General features: G+C 62.1%; 21 protein-coding genes. 10 read left to right on the top strand and 11 right to left on the bottom strand.

Annotated elements, in window-relative coordinates:
- Positions 1–40: 40 nt before the first annotated feature.
- On the bottom strand, positions 41–1,312 hold the full coding sequence (locus ACE03M_RS04500) for a LysR family transcriptional regulator (protein WP_485932893.1): 1,272 nt from the start codon (positions 1,310–1,312) through the stop codon (positions 41–43).
- Between ACE03M_RS04500 and ACE03M_RS04495 the strand changes: the two genes are divergently transcribed.
- Complete coding sequence (locus ACE03M_RS04495; RefSeq protein ID WP_485932892.1) at positions 1,281–2,153, top strand: DMT family transporter; 873 nt, start codon at positions 1,281–1,283, stop codon at positions 2,151–2,153. The two genes, ACE03M_RS04500 and ACE03M_RS04495, sit on opposite strands and share 32 nt — an antisense overlap.
- Before the next feature lie 78 nt (positions 2,154–2,231).
- Here ACE03M_RS04495 and ACE03M_RS04490 read toward each other — a convergent pair whose 3' ends face one another.
- A complete protein-coding gene (locus ACE03M_RS04490) occupies positions 2,232–3,236 on the bottom strand; it encodes a siderophore-interacting protein (protein WP_485932891.1) in 1,005 nt (334 codons plus the stop codon).
- A 383-nt stretch (positions 3,237–3,619) separates the two neighbouring features.
- Between ACE03M_RS04490 and ACE03M_RS04485 the strand changes: the two genes are divergently transcribed.
- Positions 3,620–4,582 carry an ABC transporter substrate-binding protein gene (locus ACE03M_RS04485; protein ID WP_143924026.1) on the top strand — a complete coding sequence of 321 codons (963 nt, stop codon included), beginning with the start codon at positions 3,620–3,622 and terminating at the stop codon, positions 4,580–4,582.
- 198 nt (positions 4,583–4,780) lie between these two features.
- On the opposite strand, the gene ACE03M_RS04480 is transcribed toward ACE03M_RS04485, so the two are convergent.
- A complete protein-coding gene (locus tag ACE03M_RS04480) occupies positions 4,781–5,236 on the bottom strand; it encodes a hypothetical protein (RefSeq protein WP_485932890.1) in 456 nt (151 codons plus the stop codon).
- A gap of 739 nt (positions 5,237–5,975) precedes the next feature.
- Here ACE03M_RS04480 and ACE03M_RS04475 point away from each other — a divergent pair.
- From ACE03M_RS04475 to dsdA, 3 genes are read left to right on the top strand one after another with little or no spacing between them, the layout of a single operon-like run.
- The gene (locus ACE03M_RS04475; RefSeq protein ID WP_485932889.1) at positions 5,976–7,307 is read left to right on the top strand and encodes an MFS transporter; all 1,332 of its coding nucleotides are present in this window, start codon (positions 5,976–5,978) and stop codon (positions 7,305–7,307) included.
- A 2-nt stretch (positions 7,308–7,309) separates the two neighbouring features.
- The gene (locus ACE03M_RS04470) at positions 7,310–8,896 is read left to right on the top strand and encodes an N-acyl-D-amino-acid deacylase family protein (RefSeq protein WP_485932888.1); all 1,587 of its coding nucleotides are present in this window, start codon (positions 7,310–7,312) and stop codon (positions 8,894–8,896) included.
- A gap of 36 nt (positions 8,897–8,932) precedes the next feature.
- Positions 8,933–10,330 carry a D-serine ammonia-lyase gene (dsdA, locus tag ACE03M_RS04465; protein WP_485932887.1) on the top strand — a complete coding sequence of 466 codons (1,398 nt, stop codon included), beginning with the start codon at positions 8,933–8,935 and terminating at the stop codon, positions 10,328–10,330.
- A gap of 60 nt (positions 10,331–10,390) precedes the next feature.
- Here dsdA and ACE03M_RS04460 read toward each other — a convergent pair whose 3' ends face one another.
- Entirely contained in the window at positions 10,391–13,153 is a 2,763-nt protein-coding gene (locus tag ACE03M_RS04460) for a zinc ribbon domain-containing protein (protein ID WP_485932886.1), read from the bottom strand.
- A gap of 703 nt (positions 13,154–13,856) precedes the next feature.
- Between ACE03M_RS04460 and ACE03M_RS04455 the strand changes: the two genes are divergently transcribed.
- Entirely contained in the window at positions 13,857–14,858 is a 1,002-nt protein-coding gene (locus tag ACE03M_RS04455) for a hypothetical protein (RefSeq protein ID WP_485932885.1), read from the top strand.
- Between the two features lie 119 nt (positions 14,859–14,977).
- Here the strand turns inward: ACE03M_RS04455 and ACE03M_RS04450 are convergent, their stop codons facing one another.
- Together ACE03M_RS04450 and ACE03M_RS04445 are read right to left on the bottom strand one after the other, a co-directional pair.
- Positions 14,978–16,387 carry an APC family permease gene (locus ACE03M_RS04450; RefSeq protein ID WP_485932884.1) on the bottom strand — a complete coding sequence of 470 codons (1,410 nt, stop codon included), beginning with the start codon at positions 16,385–16,387 and terminating at the stop codon, positions 14,978–14,980.
- Positions 16,384–17,316, bottom strand: coding sequence for an ornithine cyclodeaminase family protein (locus ACE03M_RS04445; protein WP_143924020.1), 933 nt, complete (start codon positions 17,314–17,316; stop codon positions 16,384–16,386). The genes ACE03M_RS04450 and ACE03M_RS04445 overlap by 4 nt, the downstream gene beginning before the upstream one ends.
- A 236-nt stretch (positions 17,317–17,552) precedes the next feature.
- On the opposite strand from ACE03M_RS04445, the gene ACE03M_RS04440 reads away from it, so the two are divergent.
- Positions 17,553–17,924 (top strand): hypothetical protein, encoded by a 372-nt coding sequence (locus ACE03M_RS04440; protein ID WP_485932883.1) that lies wholly within the window; start codon positions 17,553–17,555, stop codon positions 17,922–17,924.
- A 3-nt stretch (positions 17,925–17,927) separates the two neighbouring features.
- Here ACE03M_RS04440 and ACE03M_RS04435 read toward each other — a convergent pair whose 3' ends face one another.
- Entirely contained in the window at positions 17,928–18,854 is a 927-nt protein-coding gene (locus ACE03M_RS04435; protein ID WP_485932882.1) for a LysR family transcriptional regulator, read from the bottom strand.
- 106 nt (positions 18,855–18,960) lie between these two features.
- On the opposite strand from ACE03M_RS04435, the gene ACE03M_RS04430 reads away from it, so the two are divergent.
- Both ACE03M_RS04430 and ACE03M_RS04425 read left to right on the top strand, forming a co-directional pair.
- Positions 18,961–20,265, top strand: coding sequence for an aromatic ring-hydroxylating oxygenase subunit alpha (locus ACE03M_RS04430; RefSeq protein WP_485932881.1), 1,305 nt, complete (start codon positions 18,961–18,963; stop codon positions 20,263–20,265).
- Positions 20,265–21,476, top strand: coding sequence for an FAD-binding oxidoreductase (locus ACE03M_RS04425; protein ID WP_485932880.1), 1,212 nt, complete (start codon positions 20,265–20,267; stop codon positions 21,474–21,476). Before ACE03M_RS04430 ends, ACE03M_RS04425 begins: the two co-directional genes overlap by 1 nt.
- Before the next feature lie 6 nt (positions 21,477–21,482).
- Here ACE03M_RS04425 and ACE03M_RS04420 read toward each other — a convergent pair whose 3' ends face one another.
- Positions 21,483–22,124 (bottom strand): TetR/AcrR family transcriptional regulator, encoded by a 642-nt coding sequence (locus ACE03M_RS04420; RefSeq protein ID WP_485932879.1) that lies wholly within the window; start codon positions 22,122–22,124, stop codon positions 21,483–21,485.
- A gap of 78 nt (positions 22,125–22,202) precedes the next feature.
- On the opposite strand from ACE03M_RS04420, the gene ACE03M_RS04415 reads away from it, so the two are divergent.
- Positions 22,203–23,162, top strand: a complete 960-nt coding sequence (locus ACE03M_RS04415; protein WP_485932878.1) for a quinone oxidoreductase family protein — start codon at positions 22,203–22,205, stop codon at positions 23,160–23,162.
- 24 nt (positions 23,163–23,186) lie between these two features.
- Here ACE03M_RS04415 and ACE03M_RS04410 read toward each other — a convergent pair whose 3' ends face one another.
- From ACE03M_RS04410 to ACE03M_RS04400, 3 genes are read right to left on the bottom strand one after another with little or no spacing between them, the layout of a single operon-like run.
- Positions 23,187–24,731 (bottom strand): ABC transporter substrate-binding protein, encoded by a 1,545-nt coding sequence (locus ACE03M_RS04410; RefSeq protein ID WP_485932877.1) that lies wholly within the window; start codon positions 24,729–24,731, stop codon positions 23,187–23,189.
- A complete protein-coding gene (locus ACE03M_RS04405) occupies positions 24,731–25,645 on the bottom strand; it encodes an ABC transporter ATP-binding protein (protein ID WP_485932876.1) in 915 nt (304 codons plus the stop codon). The genes ACE03M_RS04410 and ACE03M_RS04405 overlap by 1 nt, the downstream gene beginning before the upstream one ends.
- Positions 25,642–26,514: an ABC transporter ATP-binding protein gene (locus ACE03M_RS04400; RefSeq protein WP_485932875.1), complete on the bottom strand. Its 873-nt coding sequence runs from the start codon at positions 26,512–26,514 to the stop codon at positions 25,642–25,644. The genes ACE03M_RS04405 and ACE03M_RS04400 overlap by 4 nt, the downstream gene beginning before the upstream one ends.
- Positions 26,515–26,516: the final 2 nt, after the last annotated feature.

The raw sequence follows: 26,516 nt of genomic DNA, 5'->3' as shown, positions 1-26,516 counted from the left end.
GGGTGATCCGCTGGTAGTCATCGGACTGGTTAATTCGAATTCACGCCAGTGCGACGGCGTCACTGCTTGCAAGTTCACGGAGGGCCGTGAGCGCATCGCTGATAGCATCCTGTTGAGGATGATCCGGGTCGCTGATGGCGTGGACATAACGGATCGGTTCGGGCGCCGCCAGGGGAACGATAACCACCCCTTCGGGAAGCTGATCGATGCCGAGGCGGGGGAGAAGCGTGATTCCCAACCCGCGGCTGACCATGTGGAGTGCGGCGACGAAGGTGTGCGCCTCATGTTTGAACTGCACTCGAATCCCGGCCCTGGCGCAGGCGTCGAAAAGGATCGTACGGCACGGGCCATCGCCTTGTTCGTTGTCGATCCAGGGAAGTCTCTCGAGCTCGGTCAGGGATACCTCACTGCGAGTTGCGAGCTCGTGCCCCTCGGGAACTGCGACGACATACGGATCTTCCAACAGGAAGCTGCAATTGACCTGAGGCGGCAGTGCAGGTTCCCGGGTCTCTGTGATGACGATCTGAATATCGGATCGAGATTCATGCCACTGGCCCTCCGCCAGGCTCAGTTGGACGGCAGTATGCGGGTGCTTGTGCTCGAGGAAGAGTACCAGCTCCGGCATCCATCGGTTTCCAGCGCTGCTGAAGTAGCTGATTGAAAGTCGGTTGACTCGACTGTCCTTCAGATCCGTGATGCGTTGCTGCAGTCGGCTTGATGACTCGAGCACGCCGTCGACCTCGCCCATGATGGCAGATCCGGTGTCGGTCAGGCACAGGCCCCGACCTTGTCTTTGAAAGAGACTCAGGCCAGTGTCCTGTTCGAGAAGCTTGAGGTGATGGCTGACAGCCGAAGGAGACATACCGAGGTGCAGTGCCGCTGATCGCACCGAACCGGTAGTCGCGACTGACTTGAATGATTGCAACTGGACGACGTTGGTCATCCATCTAATGTACGAGAATTCTGTACAGATGTGCAATGGTGTGCGCTTTTCTTTGACGGTCGCCGACAGAATAATCGTAGGCATGAAGGACAACTCAGCTTCCGGAAATTGCCCGTCGATGCAGTCAGCCGTGCCCACCAGCACGGACTCGTCATCCGAATCGGACTTCCCAGGCAATACGCCCTCGGCGGTCGAGCCGAGGGTCGCGACTGCGACGACTTCGTTGACTGCGGCGACTGTGCCGACTGCGACTGCAGAGAAAGCGAGCGGAGCGACGCCGCCCACGGGTTCAGCGTCTTCTCCACGGATCCTGCCGTGGATCGCGGCACTGCTGACCATGGTCTTCTGGGCTTCCTCGTTCGTCGTCATCCGTGATGCGGCCGATCACTACACGCCCGGACCATTGTCATTGCTGCGCATGAGCGCCGCTGTCGTCGTGCTCTCCGCATGGATGCTCTTCCGCCGGCCGAAGTTCCCGACATCGACGAAGGCGTGGGCGATCACGCTCATCTGGGGAGTTGCGTGGTTCGCCGGCTACACGGTTATTCTCAACGCTGCGGAGCGGTCGATCGACGCTGGCACTGCGGCAATGATCGTCAATATCGCCCCGCTCATCGTGGCGATATTCGCAGGCTTGTTTCTCGGCGAGGGTCTCCCCTGGAAACTCGTCCTAGGAATCGCGGTGTCCTTGGCGGGGATCGTGCTGATCACGATCGCCAGCTTCTCCGGCATTGTCACGATTGGCGGCCTGCTCCTGAGCCTTGCGGCCGCAATCCTCTATGCCGCCAGCGTCCTGCTTCAGAAGCACTTCCTGTCCCGGGGCGATTCTGTGACGGTCACCTGGGCGGGGATTATGGCAGGAACGATTGCCTGCCTTGTCTTCACACCTGATCTCATCACCGAGGTGGCCGATGCGCCGATGAATATCACCTTGCAGGTCATCTATCTCGGCGTTGTGCCGACCGCGATCGCCTTCAACCTGTGGGGATATGCGATCCGCTTCCTGCCCGCCGGTGTGCTCAGTTCTTCGAGTCTGCTCGTTCCTGCGATCGTCGTCGTACTTGCCTGGTTGGTCCTCGGCGAAGTTCCACCGCTGCTGGCTGCACTCGGTGGAACGTTGTGCCTCTTCGGTGCGGCCTTCGCCATTGTTCCGCAGATGTTGCGATCGTCGTCGAAGAGCGAGTCCTCGAAGCGAACGGGGCGCAGTTGAACTGTCTCCAAGCGAGCCGCCTGTTGCCGCTTGGAGCCGTTTGGAGTCGCCTGAATCCGAATAACTAGGCGGGATTGATCAGCCCTCGGCTTTGCCCTGACGCCAATAGCCCATGAAGGCAATCTGATGACGATCGACTCCGACCTCCTGGACAAGATAGCGACGCAGGCGTTTGACCGGTCCAGCCTCACCCGCGATCCAGGCGTAGAACGGGCGGGCTTGCTTTTCGGTGCCACTGGAACTGCTCTGAGCGGCCTGCGTGAGTGCAGCCGGGACGTCCCACAGGATCTGTTCGTCGATGTTGACCTCGTCGAGGTCAATGGGTGCCGTACCGGAGGCTCCCGCACCCACCCCAGCGAGGACTCGGTTCTCAACGCGGACGGCGTCACGGACGGCCGTCTCGAGCAGCTGGCCATGGTCAGCGCTGCCGCGGGGAAGCCACTGGATCTCGAACCCGGAGGGAGCCTCCAGCTCAAGAGCATCCTCGGCGGTCGGGACCTCGAGGATCGCCTTGCCCTGTATCTCGGAGCCTTTGAGTGATTCGAGGATCGAAGCGATCGCGGGTATCGCAGTCTCGTCACCTGCAAGGAGGATTGTGTCAGCACCCGCCGGCGCGAACTCGATTCCGGCCGTGGGCCCTTCGGCGTGGCGCGAAGGACCGATGACGTGCAGTCTGTGACCGACTTGGGCGTTCTGTGCCCAGGCGGCAGCAGGCCCAGAGTGGCCCTGATCGTCGGTGTGGCGGACCATGTCGACGACGAGTTCGCGCGCCTCTTCGCGCCATTCGCGCACCGTGTAGGTGCGCATCTGACCGCGTTCATCCGGGTTGAGCTGCAGCCATGCCTGATACCAGGACACGCCGGAATCGGGGTCCTGCTCGTCGAGGAAGCGAAGAAGATCGAACTTCGGCTTCGTTTCTCCGGCCGAGGGGATGATGAGTTTGAATCGCAGATCACGCGGGTGGCCGCTGCATCCGAAGTCTCTGAGACCCTCCCCGCCGAATGTGACGCGACGGAAAATCGGGCTGAGATCTTCGACGCCGACGACGGTGGCGTCGAAGGCGGTGATGGGTGCTTGTGACACAGGTGCTCCTTGTGCCCTCGTCGTGGTGAGGAACTCGGTACGGTCGCCTGCCGAAAGATTCTTCCTGCAGGCGATGTGGTGCAACGTTCATAGACCAGTCTACGCCAAGTTAGTAAGGATAGCCTGTCCAAATGGTGCTAACGTGTTCTCGACGGGTCCAGAGCGCGCAATTCGGTGAAGATCGGCTGCGCGCCATACGAGGTCATCAGCCTCGTGCCGAGGCTGAAATATGTGCTCAAGCGCCGTCGCTGAACAGCGCCTTCAAGTAACTAGGTCGGCGCCTTCAGGGAAGTGAGTCGGCGGTGAGCAGCCCAAGTGAATATTGATCCAATCCTCAATCGATTCCAACGATCCCAACACAGACGAATACCGGAAGGTCATCCATGCGCCGCCGCCAGTTGCTCGCATTGTCCGTACTCGCCCCATTTGCCCTAGTTGCATGCGGCAGCCCCGAGAGCGAAGCCGCAACGGCAACCGGGGCGAAAGGTTTCTCCTACAGCCCGGAGGGCTATGACGGACTCACCATTGAGTTGGACCACTCGGTTGAACGAATTGCCATGGATTTCTACTCCGCAGCCGCACTTGCCCCGTACGGGATCAAACCGGTAGCCGTCTATGGGTTCGGCCAGGATGAGTCCCCGGGGAAGTCGTTCGACCAGACGGGTGTGGAGATCGTCGGCACTGATATGGAGTTCGATCTCGAAGCTCTCGCGGCGACGAATCCCGATGTCATCATCGCCTATGGCAACGACAAAGGCGATGGGTGGACATGGTGGGACGACAAGCTCAACGACCAAGTGGCGAAGCTCGTTCCATTTGTGCCGGTCAAGCTCGACGGAGGAACGCCGGATGACATGTTCGCCCAGTATGCCGCGATCGCCCGTGCGCTCGGAAAAGACACCGAAACCGGAGAGATTGCTCGGCAGCGCAAGCAGTTCGAGGCCGCTCGCCAGAGAATCCGCGACATCACCGCAGACAAGGACTGGCTGACCGTGCTGCTCGCGAACTTCAGCGCCGAGATCAACTACACAGCCAAGAAGCTGGGAGTCGCGAAGATGCTCACCGATGACGGCCTGAACCTCGTCGGTCCGGAGTCAGGAGCGGATACCAGTTGGGCCGAAGTCTCCTGGGAGAAGATCAGCGATTATCCGGCAGACGTCATGCTCATCCACGATGCATCGACCGACTACGAGGACAACCCCATCTTCAAGAGCCTGCTCCCGGTCAAACACAAGCAACTCGGCACCTGGGATGACAAACGTGCCTACACCTACGACGGATACACGCAGTGGCTCGGCGAGCTCGCGGATGTGTTGGAGAGTGCTAAGGACGTCCACAAGGACTGAGTTTGTCGAAGTTGCAGACCGTGCCCGCACTTGGGCGAGGGCCGGGAATGTTCAGCTTCCAGGGGGGAGTGCGCATCGGAGGCATTCTCGATTGAGGCATCACGGTTCGCTCTATCCGATTCGGCGAAACAGCCAGTCAGAATGCTTGTAGGAACGCTGCTGAGACGTTGGCGAGTCAGTGTTGAACCGACTTTGCCTCTAAATATCCAGCAGCCCAGGGGTCGACAAATATTCAGCAGCCCAGGGGTCGACCGAAATGTGACGGAGCGACTTTCCGGTGTCGTCGAGCAGACGCCCATAGACCTTGAAAGTGTGGGTGTTGATCGCGCGCTGGACAACATCAACAGGATGCTCGAGATCCGTCAACTTCGACATGAAATTGTCCCCGTCGATCAGGTCTCTCAACCCTGCAACAACGATGAGATTGGCAGTGCTGGCGACCGAGGCGCAGAACCGGGTCTCCTTCCAGGCGCCTATGCGAAATGCGAGTTGTTCAGCATGCTCCGGGGCGGTCTTCAACGAAAGAACCATTGCGATGGGAAAGTCGAAGACCGGCCTGGCGATATCGCAGCGAAAGACGATCTGCCGCTCATCGACGAGTCTGCTGATCATCCGCTTGACGACCGGCGCAGTCGTCTCCAGAGCTTGTGCCACCTCTTTCAGCGGTCTCCTTGCGTCGGCTCCCAATTCGAGGAAGAGGCGCCGAAAACGGACGGACGGGGCCACAGGCGACTCACTCGCAGAATTTCGTACACGTTGAAGTTCTTTGACTGCAATCGATCGCGAGCCGCCTTTGCGACGCCACGATTCCACGTCGATGATGCCCTGCCTCCAGTCGACTCCTCCTGCAATCTGATGAAAGAGATTGATCCGAACTCGTTCGCACAGCCGAAGTTCTGGGAGTCCTTGATCGATGCGATTGAGAACTCCCTCCAGAGAAACTCCGATGACAATGCAGTACAGGTTGAAGTCGCCGGTCGTCGAACCGACTGTGATGACATCAGGGTGTTCGACGAGCTGGTCGATCAGCGGCTGAAATTTGTCCGACCAGCAGCCCATCTCGATGAATGCTCCTTGTGACGCCGCCGGGTGCAAGGCGATTCCGGTCCACGCGAGTCCCTTTTCGTTCAGACTCCGCCAGCGTCGCGAAACTGAGACTTCGGATCGCTCAACCAGTTCGCCGATCACCGTCCATGGCACTCGCGGATCAATCTGCAGGGCATCGGTGATATCGAGATCCACGGCATCGACAGTGGGACCGGCCATCTGAGCAAGTCCTCTCCTGCAGTTGGCTTCTAGCTTCAAACAGATGCATCAAAATAGCGATTTCCAACGATTTGATCAATCGTAATGACTCAACACTACTGTGTCATCAGTGTTGAGAGGAGAATCCATGTCGAACACAGGCACCGCCGCCACGAATGGGATTGCCAGCGACAAGGAAGTCGCTGTATTCAAGAAGATCAACCGTCGTCTTCTGCCCTTCCTGCTGATCTGCTACACATTCGCATATCTCGATCGGGTGAATATCGGGTATGCGAAGCTGCATATGCAAGCCGAAATACCTGGACTGACCGAGGCTGTCTTCGGAATCGGCGCAGGCCTGTTCTTCCTCGCTTATGCCAGCCTCGAGATCCCAAGCAATCTGCTCATGAATAGGGTCGGCGCTCGCAAGACCATTACCCGAATTATGGTGCTGTGGGGAATAACCTCGGCATCCATGCTCTTCGTGACGAACGAAGCGATGTTCTATGTCATTCGCATTCTGCTAGGCATCTTCGAGGCCGGGTTCGCTCCGGGGATCATTCTCTATCTGACGTATTGGTACCCCGCTCGGAAGATGGCTTCGGTGATGGGCATCTACATGCTTGCGGGGCCAATCGGGGCGATCATTGGGTCAGCTGGATCGGCCATGATCATTGCAGTGACAGACAACCTGGGCGGGCTTTCAGGGTGGCAGTGGATGTTCCTCGTCCAAGGTCTGCCGTGTGTTCTGCTGGGAGCGATCTTTTGGCTGTTCATGGTCGATCGACCCGAACAGGCCAAGTGGCTCAACGACGGCGAGCGTCAGATCATACGAGACCAACTGTCGCGGAGCCAGTCCTCGCAGCACACGAGCAGCTTCCTGGTGGCGTTGAAGAACCCGACTGTCTACATCATGGCGGTCGCCTATTTTGGAATCATGTGCGGGATCTATGCGGTCAGCTTCTGGCTGCCGACGATCCTGTTGGAGAACGGCATCACCGACACCTTCTCCAACGGCCTCCTATCATCGATTCCGTATCTCGTTACCATCCCTGTGATGATCATTCTGACTCGTAGCTCCGATCGATTCGGCGAGCGGACTTGGCACAGTATCGTGCCCACGATCATCGCGATCCTCGGACTCACGGTCGCTGCCTACACGGCATCCAATTTCGGGGTGTCGTTCATCGCGCTCATCGTCGCGATTGCCGCAGTCTGGGGTGCATACACGGTCTTCTGGGCCGTGCCTGCACAGCATTTCGGCGGAACGGCTGCTGCAGGTGGAATCGCCTTCATCAATACTGTCGGAATCCTGGGCGGGTTCGTTGCCCCCACGATCATGGGGTTGGTCAAGGAAGCAACCGGCAGCACTCAGGGTGGACTCCTCACAATGGTCGGCCTGCTCGTGATTTCTGTGGTGGGACTGGCCGTCCTGCCGCGTGCAATGAATCGTGAAGTCAAAAAGCTCGGGGAGATCTGAACATGCGAACACTCATCACCAACGCATTTCTCGCCGACGGAGAGAACCTATCGACAGAGCCGAAAGACGTTCTCATCGAAGGCAAGACGATCGCTCATATCGCGCGCGCCGGAACTCTGGGCGCCCGGCTGGGTGAACACCGTGTCAATGCTGATGGTCGGATGCTGGCGCCAGGATTCATCGATACTCACGCCCACGCGGATCACTCTCCACTCCGGACAGAGGATGACACATCAAAGATTCTGCAGGGAGTGACAACCGAGGTCAACGGCAATTGCGGCTTCAGCATGGCACCCATCAACGAACTTCACTCGGACGATTTCAATTCGCTGGTTGAGAGAATATTTCCGCCTCAGGAATGTACTTGGAGCGATTATCCCAGTTATGTAGGTGCCCTCGAAGAGGGCGAATTCGTGACGAATTTCGCGTCGCTGATCGGGCACAACACAATCCGAGTCGCCGCGATGGGGGCAGAAGACCGAGATCCCTCAAAGGCTGAGATGGGGACGATGGAGCGCTTGGTCGACGAGGCACTCGAGATGGGTGTTGCCGGTCTGTCCACTGGGTTGATCTATCCCCCGGGGGTATTCAGCAGTTCGGAGGAGATCACCCGCTTGGCGAAACGACTGCCTCCGAACGCCGTCTACGCGAGCCACATGCGCAATGAGAGCCGATACCTGTCTGAAAGTGTGCGCGAGACTCTTGCCATCGCCGAGTCTGCGGGCACCAAGTGCCACATTTCGCATCTGAAGATGGCCGATCGACGACAGCCCGGAAAGCTCGCCGAGGTGCTTGCCGAGATCGACTCCAACCGAGTTCAGGGTGTGCGTGTCACTCAAGATATCTATCCTTACACGGCTGCCAGCACGATGCTGGCAGCGCTGTTGCCCCCGTGGATGCATGATGGCGGATCGCGCGTTCTGCTGGACCGACTGAACTCACCCGAACTTGTGCAGGCGGCGAGCCGACAGATCGGTGACCCTCAATCGACGTTTGAGAATTACGGACTGCAGGCCGGCTGGGACAACGTCGTCATCGCGAGCACCGGGTCGCACCGATTTGAAGGTCAGTCCATCGAATCCCTGTCGCACAGCCTCCGGCTCGACCCGGTTTCTACCGTTGCGTCCATACTTCGCGAGGAGAATCTGAAAGCGACGATGATTGTGCACGCGATGAATGAATCCGACGTGGAGACGGCGCTGCGCCATCCACTTACGATGATAGGGACCGATGGCCTTCCTGTGGGTACTGGTGGAAGACCGCATCCTCGTGGGTATGGGTCGTTTCCACGCGTCCTTGACCACTATGTGCGCCAGCAGTCCGTCATCTCTCTCGCAGATGCGGTACGGAAGATGACCGCGTTGCCAGCGGATGTATTCGGTTTGGTCAACCGCGGTCGTATCAGGGTTGGCCATGTGGCCGACCTTGTTCTCTTCGACCCCGCGACTGTGGTCGACAACGCCACGTTCACTCAGCCGACGCTGGCACCATTGGGAATTGACGAAGTTCTCGTTTCTGGCGAGCACGTAGTCGAGAATGGCCAATGGATGGGTCGAAGAGCGGGAAAGTATATTGCCGCCCAGCACTGAAACGGACCACACAAACGCGAATCGGAGTCTGCCGACATGTACCCTCAATCACAGCATCAACCGCAACCTCAGTCTCAGCCGCAGCCTGGGGTCGATTTCGATGCTGCCGACCCGGTAGTCCGGTCCCTGGCTGCTGGTGAATCGACTTTCTGGTTGCGCAGCGACCTCGATCCCAGTGCCGACGTTCTGCAGAATATGGCAGCGAACTACGAAGCTGGAGTGGAACACCAAGCCGGTGTAGACCCGATCGTTATGAATCGAGCCGCCCAGCGCTTCGAACGGTTCGCGCCGTGGTTCGCCGAAACGTTCCCGGAGACCGCCGACGCGAATGGAATTATTGAGTCCCCCTTGGTTCCTGCCGACGCTGCGCAGGCGGATCTCAACGAGCGCCTCGGTGTCGAACTGCCCGGCAGACTGTGGCTCAAACGCGACGATGCTCTTCCGATCAGCGGATCGATCAAAGCGCGTGGAGGTTTCCACGAGGTCCTCGAATACGCCGAGGTGGTCGCCGCCGGCCACGGACTGAACCCGAACGATCCCGCCACCTACAGCGCCGAGGAGTTTCGCGCGCTCGCCGGAACTCACCGGATCGTCGTCGGTTCCACCGGAAACCTGGGACTGTCGATCGGCATTCTCAGTGCGGCACTCGGCTTCGCCGCCTCGGTGCACATGTCGGCCGACGCTCGAGGGTGGAAGAAGGAGCTCTTGCGCAGTCATGGTGTCGATGTCATCGAGCACTCCGGAGACTTCGTCGAAGCAGTGTCGGCAGGCAGAGCGTCCGCCGAAGGGGCACCGCGCACTCACTTCGTCGACGACGAAGACTCACGGAGTCTCTTCGCCGGGTACTCGGTGGCCGCCCTGCGTCTCAGAGACCAGTTCGAAGCCGCACACGTGACAGTCGACGCTGAACACCCTCTCGTCGTGTACTTACCGTGCGGAATCGGCGGCGGACCGGGTGGAGTGACCTATGGGCTCAAGAGTGTCTTCGGTGACGATGTGCACTGCATCTTCGTGGAGCCGAGCCAAGCACCTGCCATGTTCCTCGGCGTTCGTACCGGTCTGCACAGCGAGATCTGCGTCCAGGACATCGGCCTCAGCGGGGCCACAGCCGCCGACGGCCTGGCCGTGGCACGACCTTCACGTTTCATCGGACCGGTGATCAGCCCTCTGATCTCCGGATTCGCCACGGTCTCCGACGAGGTCATCAAGGCAGGCGTCGGTGTGCTCCACCAGACCGAAGGACTCGATGTCGAGCCTTCGGCGACGGCGGGACTGACCGTTCCGTGGCGAACGATCGGCCACCTCGGCGAGGGGCCGCGCTATGCCGATGCCACTCACCTGGTCTGGGTGACCGGCGGGGCCATGGTACCCAGCGAGGAGCGCGAACACTATGTGGCTGAGGGGCTGAACCTGCTGTTGACGATCCAGCCCTGACCGGAGCGACTCAGCCCTGAGCAGAGCAATCCAGCCCCGAGCAGAGCGACCCGGCCTTGATCAGAAGCCGTACGGGTCACCCTCGACGTTGATCACGACCTTGCCGTCGACGATTTCGGCGGTGCCGTCGACCGAGAACGTCACCGTGTCGTCAAAGGTGTCTGATTCATCGAAGAACGAGTCGTACTTTCCCGTCACAAACGCCTCACCTGTCGTCTCTGTTGAGATCGGCCAGGCGGGGCCGCCGTTGGGCCCGGTGGATTCCTCGGGGTCGAAGTAGCCTTCGCCCGACGGATTGCCCACGCTGGCCGTCGGATACGAGGAGATCGACCATTTGATGTTCGTCGCGTCGTAGCTCTCTGCGCTGTAGGAGCCGAAGGGGCAGCCATCGGGCTGTGCGACGGTCTTCTTGGCGCAGCTGTCGATGAGAGTCTTGATCTGCTTGTTCACCTCGGTGCGGAAGGCATCGGTGGGCTGGGCCGCGAGCAGCGCAGGCTCGTACCCTTCCATGTCGCCTTCCTCGGCGAAGAATGCTCGGGCCTCGATCTCGTCTGCAGATACCAGTTCGGTCTCTTCAGAGAGTCCGATGGTGTACATTCCCGGGAAAGCGGGAAGGGCGATGCCGGATTCGCTGGTCTCGATATCGATTCCGTTGATCTTGACCTTGCTCAGACCGGGAGTCTCGACGGAGAGGTAGAAGAGCTCGGGCGCCTGCAGCCTCCAGTCGTCGAAGAACAAGGCCTTCTTGCCCGCCTTATGCAGAGAGAAGTTTGTCGTGCCCTTGCTTCCTCCGACGTCGTAGGTCGCGGTCACTGTCGCCGAGTTCCCGTTGACATCGGCATCTTCGACGGTGACGTCCTTCGGCAGGGCCTTTGCGGCGCCAAGGACGTCGTTCGTCAGCAGCTGCCGCTGCTCTGTGGGCACGTCGACATCGGCCATCTTCAGCGCGCCCTCGGCATCGCCATCGGAGAGTTCGGAGAAATACTTCTCTACGGCGGCCTCAGGACTGAAGGTGTTCCCGTTGACCTGCGTGACGACGATGAGTGCCGCGACGATCGCGAGTACGGCCGAGCCGCTGATCACGCCGACCAGAGTCGCCTTCTTCTTGTTGAAGGGTTGGGCAGGTGCGGTTCCCGGAGGCGGGGGCGAGCCGGGCCCGGCATAGGCGCCGTTCGGGGGAGCGGGCATCGGATAGGTGGCACCTGCAGGTGGATACGCGCTAGGTTCCCCTGGAGGTGGATACGCGCCAGGTTCCGCGTGCGCTGAGGGCCCTGACTGCGGGACGCTTGGGTAGGCCGAAGCAGCGGCCCCGGTACCGGCAGCAGCAACGGCACCAGCGCCGGCAGCTGTCGTACCGGCTCCGGCACCAGGGCCAGCGACGGCGTCTGGATGGATGAGGGGATGGCGTGGTTCGCTCATACCCAGCGCCTGACCCCAGTGTGGGTGGACGGCCCGTCCAGCGAAGAATTTCGCGAGGGCCGGAACGGTCAGGACAAGCCGCGGGCCGAGGGTCCTCGATAGAACCTCGATGACAACGCCCCAGAGGGCGAAGAGGAGGAACGACCAGGCCAGAGGGCCGACACCAGCGCGGGCGGTGCCGAAGCCATCGAACATCGACGCAGCCGCGGCTGACCCCTCCAGATGGATGCGGAGGGGGACGGCCAGCACGGAGAGCAATCCCCAGATAGCGCAGAACGCCAACGGAATCTTCCACGCAGTGGACCATTGCGCCTTGTCCTCGCCGGCGACTGTCCAATAGGGACGGCGAGTCACGGTGGCGACAAGGGTTGCGACAAGGACGGCGGCCACGACCGCCAGCAGCCCGATCCACAGTTGCCCGGGTGCCTCGCGGCTGAAGATGGTCAGTGACTCCGAGAACCCGCCGGAGTCGAAGCCCATCATGTCTCCCTGAGCCGAGGCGCTGACTCCGCCGAGGTGGACAAGCATGGTGAGGATCAGGCCCACATTGATGAAGAGCGCTGGAATCGTCTGCCAGGGCATGTCAAAGGACAGCGGAATGATGAAGACTGCGACGATCGATAGGGCAAGGGTGGCGACGATGAGGTGGGTCCACGTCACGAGAATGGGCGGGACGAGCCACCGCAGGAAGGGAGCACCGATGGCCTCGCTGCCCTTGAAGTGCCCGGCGATCCTTGCGCAGACGCTGGTGATGAGGACGGTGAGCAGCGGCAGGAAGAACGAACGGACGGTCACGGCGGAGAACTCGAGATCGACCACCCCGCCGCTTTCTGTGATGGAGAAGCGCGCCGCAAAGATCAGTTCGAGAAGAAGCAGAACGAAAGCCATCGACAAGGTCGTGATCCCGATGCGGATCCAGGTGACGCCGCGATTGGGTGACGGCGATTTGAGCTCGCTGCGCTTCGTGAACCACCACAGCACACCGATGACGATGATGGTGATGAGCAGCGGTGCTCCCGAGGCGAAGAGGCTGCCCGACGCCTGACCCATGTCTCCGGCCTGCACGTTGAAGCGGAATACAGCCGAACCGAACAGTGACATTGCCAGCAGGACGAAGGGCAGCGCGTAGCTGATTCCGTCGGTGTTGGAACCGGTCTCTTCAGCGAGAGTGGTGAAGTCGCTCATCGAGGTGAGCAGCGCCGAGACGATGATCGAGACGATGATTCCAGCCAGCAGGGCCAGCCCAGGCGGGATCAGGGCGCTGCGCCATGTGGCTCCCTGGCTCAACGCAGACAGGTACTTCGCCGCCGATGGAGACATCTGAGGCTGAGGGTATTGGGGAGGCTGAGGATAGGGAACTCCTTGCGGCTGACCGCCGAGGTGGCCGCCGGGCTGGTTGCCCATGTGCCCACCCGGTTGGCTGGCGGAGTATCCACTCGGTTGGCTTCCCGGGCGCCCATTCGACTGACTGCCCGAGTGAGAGTAGTACGAGTTCGGCTTGGGATGCTGCTGCCCATAGGGAGCGTCGTACGCAGGATATGGCGAGCCCTGGCTAGAGACTGGCGAGCCCTGGCTAGAGGCTGGGGAGTGCTGGCTCGGGTGGGGTGATCCCATTTCTGGAAATCGGGATGGGGATTGCGTCTGCGGTTCTGAGTCATAGAGGTGGGACTGCTGCTGGTTGCTCTGGTTCCAGCCAGGCGCGAACCGCGCTGTGGAGTCCGGATCGTCGTTGTCCGAGTCAAGCCCGGCTGCAGGAAAGTGAGTCTCCGAACCAGACGCCGCAGAAGGGGAGGGCTCGGGCCTCTTCGCGGCGGGTGAAGTCTCTGTGATCTTCGGCTCTTCTGAGTTAGTGCTGTCCGGCTCGTCAACGGCAGTGCTGTCCGACTCTTCTGCGGCTCCGTTGTCTTTGGCGGCGTGAGATGAGTCGCTCATGAGTGGTCCTTCATCCGAGTGGGTCTGCTTCGATGCAGGCGAGGGGTGTGTATTTGGATATAAGCCAATATGCGACTGCATATTCATTTTGTAGTGGCAATCCTATATTAGGCTTGTGAAACCATGGAAGTTGTCCTAAAGGACTCATTTCGCAAAGAAGGATCGAGAGCCGCTGATGAGTGAGAATCCACCTCCACCCGGGAGCGGCCGCGACCCTGCGTGGAACGGCGACGGTCAGCAAGGACACGGGGCGAACCCTCCGCAGCGCCAGCCCAACACAGGGTGGAATCAGCAGTCGGAAACGGGCTGGAACCAACAGCCCGATACTGGCTGGGGTCAGCCGGAAGAGCGTGTCAGCAATGGTTGGGGCGAAGGGCCTCCTGTGGCTCCCACCGCGTCCCCGTACCCCAGGCCGAAGCGCCCGCAGAGCGAATCCGCTTCGGCCCAGGCCCCACATGGCCAGTATCAACAGCATCCACAGCACCAGCAGTACCCACACCACCAACAGGCACCGTCACAGAACTCCAATGCCCACTATGCGCAAGGGCCTGATGCCGCCGCACCGGCTGGGAAGTCCCGCAGTCGGAGAGGGCTTATCGCGATGGGCGTGGTTCTCATCGTCGTTGTCGCTCTCGGAATCGGATGGGGCGCAGCGACTCTGTTCGGCAAGGGCTCTGACGGTGACACGGTCGCCGCACCCGCCTCATCGGAGGCGAAGAGCCCGGGAAGCGAGGCCTCATCAAGCCAAGGTCCCTCAGAGAGTCCCGATCCCTCGGAATCACCAGCCCTGTCGGATGACCCGGCGAAGGCACTTGAGCAGCTGATCGAAAAAGACAGACCCAGCGTCAAGGCTGACCTCAACGGGAAATGGGTGCCGCAGCTGAGTTCGAAGAAGCTGGGTCTTGAGGCCGAGGGGAAGACCTGGAAGGAAAAGGACATCCTCGCCGAACACCAAGGGCTGCGGGAGGAGTTCCCTCGCGTGCAGCTGGTGTGGTCTGGTGATTTCGCCAGCTTCAAAGAAGACGACTTCTGGGTCACGGTCGTGGGAATCGGATACGACGATCCGGAGGAGGCACTGTCCTGGTGCTCATCGCACGGTCTTGGCGCCGACTACTGCTATGCCAAGCAGCTCAACACCTCAGGTGGGATTGATGGCACAACCCGGCTCCAAGACTGACCGTTGCCCTGAGCGACCGTGACCCAGCCTGACTGTGACCCAGCCTGACCGTGACCCTGTCCGGTCGAAGCTGGTCCCGGCAGTCAGACCCCGACCAGCAGCCGGGCCCGTGTGCGCAGTCAGACGCGTCGGTGGTTGCGCACCAGGTACACGACGATACCGATGGCCAGCCACACCGCACCGATGATCAGGGCGAGGGGATTCGCGCTGACGAGGACGATGGCGAGCAGGACGGCGCCGATGATCGGAATCGCCCCATGTGTGAACCAGCTCGGAGTCTCGGAACCCTGGCGTTTGACGAGGAAGTAGCCGACCACTGAGGCCTGTACGAAGATGAACGCGCTCAGAGCGCCGACGTTGACGATGGACGTGAGTTGGTCGAGACCGTCCGCGCGGGTCGTGGCCCAGCCGGCGACGATGACGTTGCCGGCGGCCGCGACGAGGATGCCCTTCCACGGAACACCGGTCCGCGGCGACACCTGACCAAGGAACTTCGGCACCTGGCCGTTGCGGCCCATGTCCATCAGTATGCGTGAACCGGCGGCCTGTCCGATCATGGCGGAGAACGCCGCACCGACTGCCTTGGCCAAGGCCAGCAGCCAGTGCACCCAGGTTCCGAGAGTGGCATCGACGGCATCGTAGTACGCTGCGCCCTCCAGCTCAGGGTTGGCCTGCAGCTCGGCAGGAGACACCGGCGAGAGCAGACTGCCCACCCAGGTCTGCGCCACGAAGAAGACGCCGGCCAGAACCAGGCACACCAAGGTGGCGCGTCCGACGATCTTCGGCCCGCCCTTGGCCTCCTCGGCGAATGTCGCCAGAGAATCGAAGCCGAGATAGGACAGAACAGCCACCGACACCGCGGCCAGGACCGCGGTGATCGAGAACGCGCCCACTCCCGTGAGCGGGGACAGCCAATCTCGGCTGGGCCCGTTGGCTGCCAGATAGATGACGCCGAGAACGAGGACCAACCCGAGCACGAGCACTTCGATGACCACCACGAGCGTGATCACCCGCGAGGCGATCTTCACGCCGGCAAGGTTGAGGCCGGTGGTGAGAATGACGGCGATGCCGGTGAACAGCCACACGGAAATGCTCGGAAAGATCGAATTCAGAGCGATGCCTGTGAACAGATACGCCACGGACGGAATGAACAGGTAGTCGAGGAGGATCATCCATCCGGCGGTGAATCCCGCACGCGGACCGATCCCCGCCGAGGCGTAGGCGAAGACCGTTCCTGCCCGCGGAATCTCCCGCGACATCCGCATATAGCTGACCGCAGTGAACGACATGACGATCGTGGCCACGATATAGACGAGTGCAACGGCACCGCCCGAGTTCGCGTCGAGCGTGCCGAAGACGCCGACCGCAGCCGCCGGCCCGATGAACACGAGGCCGATGAAGACGAGTTCGGTCAGTCCGATGCTGCGGCGAAGTTCGCCCGTTTTCCCTGCTGGCCCAGTGGGTCCGGCAGCGCTGGTGGACCCTGAAGCGCTGGTGGATCCTCCGGCCCCTTCGGCAGACGTACTCATGCTTTGCCTGCCAGTTCCGTGGCCACAGCCAGGTCCTCCCACGACATGCCGGAGCCCTTGAAGATGACCGTCTGACCCGCCTTCGCGCTGACTTCGCCGTTGCTGAAGCGCTTCATCGTCACGAGCGAATCCGCATCCAGCGCCCCATCGGAGATCGCGAGGACGACGTCCCCGCCCTCCCGCAGCACTGTGCTGAGGTCTTCGACCACGACCATCGCCGAGGTGAAGAGCTCAGCTGGCAGCTCACGCGAATGGGGATCGTGGGATCCGCACGCCATGACCACAGCACCGGGTCTGACCAGGTCTGATGAGAACAGGGGTTCGCTCGCGGTGGTGGCGGTGACGATGATGTCGGCGGCGCGCAGTGCTGAGTCCACCTCGGCGGTCTGCGCTTCGAGCACCCTGCCGCGGTCATGGACATCGGAGGTGACCTGATCGGGGGAGCGGACGACGAAGGCGACATCGGCGAGCTCGACATCGAGGACATCGGCGATCGTGTCGACATGCCCCACACCCTGCGGGCCGGCGCCGAAGACCACGACTTTGACCGGCTGAGTGAACCTGGTCAGGGCAGGTTCGATCGCAGCGACGGAGACCGCCGGGGTGCGCAGGGTCGTCAGCGCTGCACCATCGATGACGGTTCGCAGCTCGAGGGTCGCGCTGTCGTACATGAGGTACTGGGCCATGATTCGGGGGAGGCCGCGTTCGGGATTGCCGACGGAGACGCCGGCGAGTTTGACCCCGACCCAATCGCCGATCTCCGAGGGCATGAAGATCATGTTCCCGGCGGAGATATCGGTGATCGTGCGCGGGATGTCATCGGCGGGGTCGAAATCGCTCGCCAACGCAGCACGCAGGGCGGCGACCGCCTCGGCAGGGGAGAGTGCGGCGAAGACGGCTTCGGCATCGAGGTTCTTCACTTCGTCCATCGGTGTGCACATCCTTCGTGATTGGGCCTGGGGCTGGCTTCTTGCAATCGACCTTATGCCACCCTTAGTCGGCGTGTGAATGCTCTTCAGGATGCGAAAGTCCGGGTGAGCGCGTCACCAGCTCATCACATGAGCACGCGCGTCCAGCATCGAGGCGCGTCTACGATGGAGAGCGACAGTGGTCAACGGTCGAAGACTGGTGGTCAGCCGGTTGAGGGCGAGGGGCGAATGTGACGATGGCTCAGCAGAATTTCGGAATGCCGCAGCAGCCGGTGCCGCAGCAGCCGGTGTCCCCGCACGCCGCTCCGCAGTACCCCATGCCGCGGCTGCCCTCGGTGGTTCCGGGGATTCTGCTCATTGTGGCGGGAGCCCTCGGTGTGCTGCTGGCGATCGGAATCATCATGATTCCCGGCGTGCTGTTCCTGTTCGGTGGTGGCGGCAACGTCGATGCCTTCAATGACTTCGCCTCTGGTTTCGTCATCACCGCAGTCATCGTGGGCGTGGTGTCACTGGCGGCTCTCGTCACGGGAATCGTCCTCGCGGTCCGCACCGCGAAGAAGCGTCGTCGCATCAGGCACGCGGCCATGGGGTGGCCGATGTACCGGTGAGGTTCACACCCCGCGGTGAGCCACCGAGGCTGCGACCTCGTGGAGGATCTCGAGCGCGGCGGCGATGATCGGCTGGCCCGCGGACCCGCTGCGTACCCCGGTGAGGATCTTCCGGGAAGGTACCGGATCTCCGCGCAAGGGTACGCGGGCCACATCGTAGCCCTCGGGCAGTCTGGCCAGGCGGGGGATGAGCGCCACCCCCAATCCGGCAGAGACCAGTGCCGCCCCGGTCTCCCACTCCCGCGACTGATGGGCGTTCTCGGGGAAGAAGCCAGCTGCCGCGCAGGCTGTTCGCACCAGCCGGTAGTAGGGCGAACCCGGGCGGTCGAGGATCCAACTCTCCTCAGCAGCCTCACTCAGTGACACCGCCGAGCGTGTGGCCAAGCGGTGATCGCTGCGGACGAGGAGGTCGAGCCGGTCGCTGACCAGCGCATTCTGCTCGAACCGGATGTCGCTGCGCGGCGGCAGCGGGTCCGTGGCCACGACGACGGCGATATCGGCCTGCTCGGTGACGAGGAGTTCGAAGCACTCCTCGGGCTCGGCCTCGATGATGGTGACCTGAGAATCGGGGAAAAGTTCGCTCACCTTCTCCGCAGTCGGTGGCAGCAGCGCCGCCGCAGCCGTCGAGAAGCCGCACAGGCGCAGTCGCCTCTGCTGCATGGGGCTGCCCGCATCGGCCTCGGCGAGTTCGCCGCGAATCTCCTCCCACCGGGTGAAGAGCTCCTGCGTCCGCTCAAGGAGGAGCTGGCCCACAGGGGTCAGGATGAGGCCTCTTCCGCGCTGTTCGAGGATGTGCAGACCGAGGTCCTTGGACAGGGATCGCAGCTGATGAGACACGGCGGAAGGGGTATAGCCGAGGCGGTGCGCGGCCTCGGTGAGAGTTCCGACCTCGGAGAGCACTCGGAGCACCTGGAGACGCTGATCGATCATGCAATATTGTTGCACGATCCAGTGGAAAAAGATTCGCTTTTCTTCGCAGGTTTTCCGGCGGACACTGGCCTTAGGCAACAGCAATCGCAGCGAGGCGGTGACACCGATGACTTTGGCACCCGAAGTCGATCCCAGAACAGACAATCCAGACAGGCTCATCGACGAGCGTCGACCCGGCTACTGTCTTGAGGCCCCCTTCTATCTCTCCGATGAGTTCTATCGCAGGGACATCGACGCGGTATTCGCCGCGACATGGATCTTCGCAGCGGCAGCTGCCGAGGTGCCCGAGCCCGGCGATTTCGTCACCATCGACATCGGCGACTATTCGGTCATCATCATCCGCGATGACGACGAGGAGATCCGCGCCCACCACAACGTCTGCCGCCACAGAGGCGCTCGCCTCCTGTCCGAGACCAACGGGTCCGTGGGCAACATCGTCTGCAGCTACCACCAGTGGACCTACTCACCCGAGGGCGCCCTCATGTCCGCAGGTGTCCAGGCTCCCGGCTTCGACCGGACCTGCTTCTCCCTGCGCTCGGTCAACGTCCGCGTCGTCGCTGGCCTGGTCTTCATCTGCCTGGCGCACAATCCTCCGGAGGACTTCGCCGAGGTGGCCGAGCGGATCTCGCCCTACATCCAACCGCACGCCCTGAACAAGACCAAGGTCGCCGCCCAGGTCGATCTCATCGAGCACGCCAACTGGAAGCTCGTCATGGAGAACAACCGCGAGTGCTATCACTGCGAGGCCGGGCACCCGGAGCTGACCTGCACCTTCTTCCCAACCTATGGCTACGCCCCGGAGGAGATCCCCAAACGGCTCAAGCCCGCCTACCAGCGCTACCTCGACGCCGAGGAGAGACTGCGGGTCAACAGCGAACGCAACAACCTCCCCACGCAGCTCATCGCAGAGCTCAGCGGCCGAGCCACCGGCTTCCGCATCGAACGGGCGGCTCTCGACGGCAAGGGGGAGTCGTACACGATGGACGGCGGGGCCGCCTCGGCGAAACTCCTCGGTGAACTCGATACCCCTGAGCTTGGGCGACTATCCATGCACACTCAGCCCAACGCTTGGTTCCACTTCATGGGCGACCACGCGGTCACCTTCTCCCTCATTCCCCTGGGGCCCGACACCACGCGGGTGCGCTCGACCTGGCTGGTCCATGAGGATGCGGTCGAAGGCGTCGACTATGACGTTGAGAACCTCACGACCGTGTGGGTGAAGACGAACGAGCAGGATGCGGCGCTGTGTGCGAAGGCCCACCGCGGGATTTCGTCACCTGCCTACGTTCCGGGACCCTATGCGCCCACGGAGAGCGACCTCGAAGAATTCTGCACGTGGTACATCGAACGGCTGCAGGCCCACAGGGCGCAGACCGACGTGCAGCAGGCTGGCCAGGGAGGGCAGAGCTGATGACGATCTACCAGGAGACACTGAACGCCGGCTTTGACTCGGCAGCCCCCGGCTACGATGCAACGTCCCCCGGCTATGCTGCGGCAGCACCCGAAGCCGATGCGGAACTGACCGGGATGGTCGAATGCGTGTCCATCACCGATGTCACGCACAACGTCAGAAGCTTCGAGCTCTTCGCGCCCTGGATGGCTCGGATCGACTTCGAACCCGGACAGTACGTGACAGTGCGCATCCCCGAACTCGAATGTGAGCGCTGCTATTCGATTGCCTCGGTGCCATTCGGGACGAACACATTCACCCTCACCGTCAAACGCGTCGACGGCGGCGCGGTCTCGACCTACCTGCACGACGTGCTCAAGGTCGGCGACCGTGTCCACGTCGACGGTCCGTACGGTCTGTTCAGCACCAGTTTCCACCCGGCCGCGAAGCACCTGTTCGTCTCCGGCGGCTCGGGTCTCTCCCCGATCATGTCGATGGTGAGGTCCCTGTTGGCGCGGTCTGCCGGTGCTCCGACCGACATCGTGCTCATCCACAACGCGGCGACCCCGGCCGACATCATCTTCCGGCCCGAACTCGAGCAGCTGGCCGAGGTCCCCGGCGTGAGTGTGGTGACGATGTGCTCGAGAGACTCCGCTGCTGAGGTGTGGGCCGGTCGCCGTGGTCGCATCACCCGCGAGGCCCTCGCCGAGGTGGTTCCCGACTTGGCAGATCGTGAGACCTTTGTCTGCGGTCCTGCCGATTACATGGCCGCAGTCCGAGTGATGCTCGACGAGCTCGGAGTGCTGGGGAGCCGGGTGCATGAGGAGTCCTTCGTCTTCGCGACCTCTCCAGCCGAACGCCTGGCCAAGCGGGCCCAGTTCGCCGAAGCCGAGGCGTCGACCGGAGCAGCCCCGGGGCGGGTAGCGGAGGCTGTTGGTCCACCGCCCGTGTGCGGCTCGTCTCCGCTGAGGAGATTCGGCATCGACTTCACGAGCAGCGGCAAGCACGTCGAATGCGATCCTGAGACCACGGTTCTCGATGCAGCAGTCGAGGCCGGTATGGTCTTCCCGTCTTCATGCGAAGAGGGGATGTGTGGAACCTGCAAGTCAGTCCTGGTCAGCGGCGAGGTCAGGATGAACCACGCAGGAGGCATCCGCCCCAAGGAGATCGCGGCCGGAAAGTTTCTGCCCTGCTGTTCGACGCCTTTGAGTGACCTCGTTGTGGAGCGGTGACTGAACTCAGCCGACGGCGATGCCAACGACGATCATCTGCACTCGGGGAATGAGCTCGTCGAGGTCGTGACCCTCAATGCGGATCCACTGCTCCAACTGAGCGGCCGAGAGTACGGACATGACCGCCTCGGCGTGCAGTCGTGCATCCTCGGCGTGGTCTTCTCTGCACACCTCGGCGACGAGGATTTCGACGTGTCGACGCCAGAAAGGGTAGCCCACTCTGTCGAAGCGTCCCCGGGGGCTTGATGCCTCGGTGAGGAGGACGAGGTCGAGGTTGCCCGAGATATGTCTCATATAAGCCTCGGTGAAGGCTGCCAGGCGCTCGTCGCCCGGTGCGCCCGGCCCCAGCGGAGGTGGCCCCTGCAGCATCCGCGAGTGCATGTCTCGGACGCGATCGTCGAGCAGCGCCGAGGCGATTCCCGCTTTGTCGGTGAAATTCCGGTACAGCGTGCCCTTGCCGACCTGAGCCCGCTTCGCCAGCTCGTCCATGGTCAGTCCACCGACGCCCTCATCAGCCAGGAGCTGCGTGGCAGAGTCGAGGATTCGACGTCGATTCCGCTGTGCGTCGGCGCGCAGCGGCTGCTCTGGAGTCGCCATGGGAAGAAGGGCTCTTCCAAAAGCGGACTGCGTTCCGGTATGCTCGCTCATACACGGACTATAGTCCGGATATGTATGCGGACGAAAGCTCCGCGAGTAGACCCAGACATCGACTTCAAGGGGGCGAAGATGACATTCATCAAGGTTGAGCAGCATGGTGGTCCAGAGGCTTACGCGCAGGTGGACAACGAGGAACTGGTACCCGCCGAGGGCCAGATCCTCGTCGAACTGAGTGTCTCGGGGGTCAACTTCCTCGATGTCGTCCAGCGCCGTGCGGCTCTGCCCACGCCCTTTCGAGCCGGAGTCGAAGGGGTCGGTCGGGTCGTGTCCACCGGCGACGGTGTCACGGGTTTCGAGGTCGGAACGCGCGTGGGCTGGATGGCTGGTGGGCAGGGAAGCTTCTCGCAGTTCGCCCTCGTCCAGGCGGCCAAAGCGGTTCCGATCCCCGATGACATCGACGATGAGACCGGGGTGGCTGCTCTCATGCAGGGCATCACCGCACATTACCTGACCACGGACACGCATCCAGTGACCTCGGGCGACGTCGTTGTGGTCCACGCGGCGGCCGGGGGTCTCGGCCAGCTGCTCACTCAGGTTGCCGTGCTCAAGGGCGCGACGGTGATCGGCACGACATCTTCAGAGGAGAAGGCCGAGATCGCCCGAGCGAACGGAGCGAGCCATGTCTTCGGCTACGAGGACTTCGCCGATAAGACCCTGGAGGTCACCGACGGTATCGGCGCCACCGTCATCTATGACGGCGTCGGCAAGACCACCTTCGACGATGATCTCAAGGCCGTGCGCACCCGGGGCACGATCGTCGTCGTCGGCAACGCCAGCGGCCCGGTCGATCCGGTCGACGTCAACACGCTCAACACCTCGGGCTCGCTCTTCCTCACCCGCCCCACCGTCGCCGACCACGTCCGCACCGCAGATGAGATCCGCGGCCGTACAGATGAGATCTTCGCGTGGATCCGCAGCGGAGACCTCAAGGTGAGCATCGGCGCCCGCTATTCCATCGCCGAAGTGGCCGAGGCCTTCACGGCACTCGAATCCCGGGCGACGACCGGAAAGATCATCCTCGAGCACTGAGTTCTCAGCCCGCGGTTGCGAGATCTACTGCGTGAGCTTGGTCTCCCGCAGCCCGTAGGTTCCCAGCACATAGGGTTTGAAGTCGACGACGTCGCTGCTGATTCCGTACAGCGCTTTCTGGTAGGCGACCGGGATGATCGGGGCGTCGTCGGCGACCTTCTGCTGGATCTTCGCGTAGAGCTCGTTCTGCTTGTCCGGATCGGGTTCGGCCAGAGCCTGCGTCGACCATTTCTCGACGTCGGGATCGCCGTAACCGGAGCGGATGCCGGAGTCGTCGGTGACTGCGAGGAAGTTGATCATCTGCGAGGTGTCGGAGACGTCGGAGGTGGCATAGCCGACCTGGACTTCGAAGTCGCCGTTGGTGCGGTTGGTCACCAGGGTCGCATCGTCGAGTTTCTGCACATGGACCGTGATCCCGAGGTCCTGCCAGGACTGCTGGGCGATCTGTGCCAGCAGTTCGCGGTCGGCCACGCCGGAAGGGATCTGGATGGTGATCTCCAGCCCTTCCGCGTGGTCGGATTCGGCCATGAGCTTCTTGGCCTTGTCCATGGTGTACTCGCCGCCGGTGATGCCCTCGGCATGGCCCGTCAGACCAGGGGAGATGAAGGAGCTTGCCGGATCCGCGTAGCCGGCATAGACGACATCGACGACGGACTTCCGGTCGACCGCATAGGACATCGCCCGGCGCACCTTCGGGTCGTCGAGACCCTTGACGGTGTTGTTGAGATTGAAGTATAGGATCTTCGTCGATTCGAAGGCGGTGGCCGAGACATCCTGTGACCGGTCCATGGTGCTCATGCTCAAGGGGGCAGGCTCCTCATCGATGTGGGCCTGACCGCCCTGGAGCTGGAGTCTTCGGGTGTTGTCCTCGGAGACCACATTGAACGTCACCGAGTGCAGATTCGGCACATCCTCTTCCCAGTAGTCGTCGTTGCGCACGAGCTTGAGGCTCTGCCCCTTCGACCAGGAATCGACCTTGAAGGGTCCCGTGCCGTCGGCATGAGTCGCCATGTATTCGGCATCGTGACCGCCGAAGTCCTTCGGGTAGATCGCGGCGGCGAACAGCGCCATATAGCTGGGCAGCGGTCCCCATGGTTTGGACAGCTCGATCTTGACCGTGGAGTCGTCGACCTTCTTGACGTCGTCGATGAGGGCGAATTCCCCGGCCCAGAGATTGGCGTCGTCGCTTGCGTCCCGCGCGTAGTTGAGTGAGAAGACGACGTCATCGGCCGTGAGCTCCTTGCCGCTGTGGAACGTCACGTTCTCACGCAGATCGAACGTCCACGAGAGCTTGTCCTTCGACTCCTTCCAGTCCGTCGCGAGACCCGGAACGACTCCGGTCCCATCGGGTTTGTTCAGCGTCAGCGTCTCGTACACCTGCTGCAGAGTCCAGATATCGGCATTCTGCGTCGTGGTCGGCGGCAGCAGGGTGGTGGCGTCCTTGCCGCGAGCGAAGATGAGGTCGCCCCCGTTGGCAGGCGCCTCCTCATTGCCCGATCCGCAGCCGGTGAGGATCAGCAGCGACGTGGCGACGACGGCGAGGAATCTGGACGTGCGCTTGCCGAACATCACCGGCCTCCTTCGCTCGCCGAGGTGGTTCGCCGTTTCGGACTCCGATCGAGGAAGGCACTGTCGAACCGGGGGATGGCGTGGAGCAGGGTCTTCGTGTAGTCCTCACGAGGGTTGTGGAAGATCTCGGCTGTCGAACTGCTCTCGACGAGGACTCCGTTGTGGATGACGCAGACACGTTCGCACAGGCTCTTCACCACCGCCAGGTCATGGGAGATGAAGAGGATCGACAGTCCCAGCTCTTCACGCAGCCGAGCGAAGAGAGCGATGATCTCTGCCTGCACGCTGACATCAAGGGCGGACACCGCCTCGTCGGCCACGATCACCTCGGGCTGGACCGCGAGTGCTCGGGCGATGGCCACGCGTTGGCGCTGACCGCCGGACATGGCGGTGGGAGTCCGGTCGAGGAATTCGACCGGCAGGCGCACCATGTCCATGAGTTCGGCGCACCTGCGCTTCAGGGCTGCTCCCGAGGCGAGCTTATGGTGCCTGATCACCTCGGACAGGGTGCTGCGCACCGTGTACCGGGGATCAAGGGAGGCGAAGGGATCCTGGAACACCATCTGGACGACCCGCCACTGCTTCGCGCTGCGTTTCGACTCGAGCTCCTGGCCGTTGAAGGAGACTGTGCCCGAATAATCGCGCTGCAGACCGCAGATGACGCGGGAGACCGTGGACTTTCCGGAGCCTGACTCTCCGACCAGGCCGACGATCTCACCCGGGGCGACGTCGATGCTCACGTCATCGACGGCGGTGAATGCTCGCTCCCCCCGACCGAAGGTCACGGTGATGTTCTCGGCTCTGAGCCCGGAACCCGAAGGTGAGACCGGCCCGGAACCTGATGGTGAGACCGGCCGGGAACCTGTGCCTGGGCGGGAGTCGTCGTCGCCCTGTGCCAGCAGTCGTGTGGTCATGTCGCCCTCTCCAGCTGTACTCCATCGTCGATACGAGGAGTCGCTGACAGGAGTCTGCGTGTGTAGTCCTCCTGCGGCTCGTCGAAGATTCTCTGCAGATTCCCGTGCTCGATGATCTTTCCGCTCTTCATCACGCTGATGCTCGTGCACAGCTGCGCGACGACGGCTAGATCATGGGTGACGTAGAGCAGACCCAGACCCTTCTCCTGCTGCATCGTGCGAAACAGATCGAGCACCTGAGCCTGGATCGTGACATCTAATGCGGTCGTGGGTTCGTCGCAGAGGAGTATCTCCGGCTCCTGCGCGAGAGCGGCCGCGATCATCACGCGCTGTCGCATGCCCCCGGAGAGTTGGAACGGGTAGTCCGAGACACGACGTTCCGGGTTCGCAATGCCGACTCGGTCCATGAGCTCGATCGCGAGGTCATGAGACGCACGCTTCGACAGGCCCTTGCGCTCGGCGATGGCATCGGTGATCTGGCGTCCGACCTTCATCACGGGATTGAGCGCGATCGCCGGCTCCTGGAACACCATCGAGATTCCGGTGCCGCGCACCTTCTGGTCGTAGCGTCGGCCGCTGCCCGAGGTCAGGATGTTCCTCCCCCGGAATCTGACTTCCCCGTCGACGACAGTGGCCGCCGGCGGCAGCATTCCGAGAATCGTACGCAGGGTCATCGACTTCCCTGACCCCGATTCGCCGACGAGGCCCATCGGCTCTCCGGGCTCAAGGGTGATCGAGACATCGTCGAGGATCCGGTGTTTGCCGACCTCCCCGTCGATGTCGACGGTGAGCGAGTCGACCTCGAGCAGTGGCTGGGCCTGCCCGGGCTGTGACTGACTGGGCTGGGGCGTCGCGGGTTCGGGACTCATAT

The sequence above is a fragment of the Brevibacterium sp. AGC70 genome (genome assembly GCF_057334195.1).
Note: the sequence above shows the minus strand (reverse complement) of the source record. Positions and strands in the feature narration are given on the sequence as shown.